Below are 866 nucleotides of genomic sequence, written 5' to 3' on the forward strand. Positions count from 1 at the left end.
GTCGCCTTAGTCTCGTGGTCTCGCATCTGTGTATAAGCGACAGAGTTCGAATGGCTCCTCTGACGCAGGTGGCCAGTCAATGTCTCCAACACTGCCCTTTGAGCCGTTGAGCCGGCCGAGGGAGTTCTGGCGGCTAGCCCGAAGGAGTATTCGCAGGCCCAGGTCAATTGCAGCTTTTTTTGATTTGACGCCGCATTCGCGCTGGACATCTTCTATGAGGGCCGTATCGATTTCGATGTTCGTGCGCATGGTCAGCCTGAATGCTTTGCCGCGAGCTGCGTCTCGATGATTTCTTGCGACTCAGCCTTCAATATTGCAGCCAGTGCCGTGCCAAATCCCAAGTCTAAAAAGACATTGCCGTCAGCCGGCGTGATGAGTGAGGAGTTCGTGTCGATATGCGTCATGCGCCAAGCATGAGCGGATTCATTGACGAAAAAAAGATGAGCGCCGAAATAACAATTAATGGGGCTTTTCTCTATCGGCACATTCGTTCCGGTAGTACCGGATTTGACGCCTAACAGGAATATTGTTGCCGCTCATCGTGATGGTGGATGTCGCGTCATTGCCACGATGTTTGCGTTTTGAGCGCCAGCTTGCTAACCTGTTTCAAAGAACCTCTTCAGCCGACTCGCGAGGTTGCCCGCCAAGTTCGCCTTGGCCTAGCAACCGCTAGGTAAGAGGAATCGGACCCGATGGACCAGAAGCCCCGCTAGTCGGGGCTTCTGCATATGCTTACTATAAGTTATACGCGAAGTTCATTTGTGCCAGTATCGCAGTGGGTTCGTAGTAGCGCCTACCGCTAGCACGGCCCCTTTCAGAGATAAGGTGCAAATGCTTCCTAGCTCGCGAGCCAACCACGTAAAGCA

General features: G+C 53.1%; 2 protein-coding genes. Both read right to left on the reverse strand.

Annotated features, from left to right (window positions below; translation table 11 throughout):
* Positions 1–6: 6 nt before the first annotated feature.
* Positions 7–249, reverse strand: a complete 243-nt coding sequence (locus AKL28_RS25430) for a type II toxin-antitoxin system VapB family antitoxin (protein ID WP_050470713.1) — start codon at positions 247–249, stop codon at positions 7–9.
* Between the two features lie 2 nt (positions 250–251).
* Positions 252–404 (reverse strand): hypothetical protein, encoded by a 153-nt coding sequence (locus AKL28_RS24770; protein ID WP_156226491.1) that lies wholly within the window; start codon positions 402–404, stop codon positions 252–254.
* Positions 405–866 lie beyond the last annotated feature (462 nt).

The organism is Herbaspirillum chlorophenolicum (assembly GCF_001189955.1).
Taxonomy (GTDB): Bacteria; Pseudomonadota; Gammaproteobacteria; order Burkholderiales; family Burkholderiaceae_D; genus Herbaspirillum; species Herbaspirillum chlorophenolicum.

What these genes read in the sequence shown, in the direction of transcription:
- AKL28_RS25430 (WP_050470713.1), bottom strand. Translation starts at nt 249, where the DNA reads ATGCGCACGAACATCGAAATCGATACGGCCCTCATAGAAGATGTCCAG.
- AKL28_RS24770 (WP_156226491.1), bottom strand. Translation starts at nt 404, where the DNA reads ATGACGCATATCGACACGAACTCCTCACTCATCACGCCGGCTGACGGC.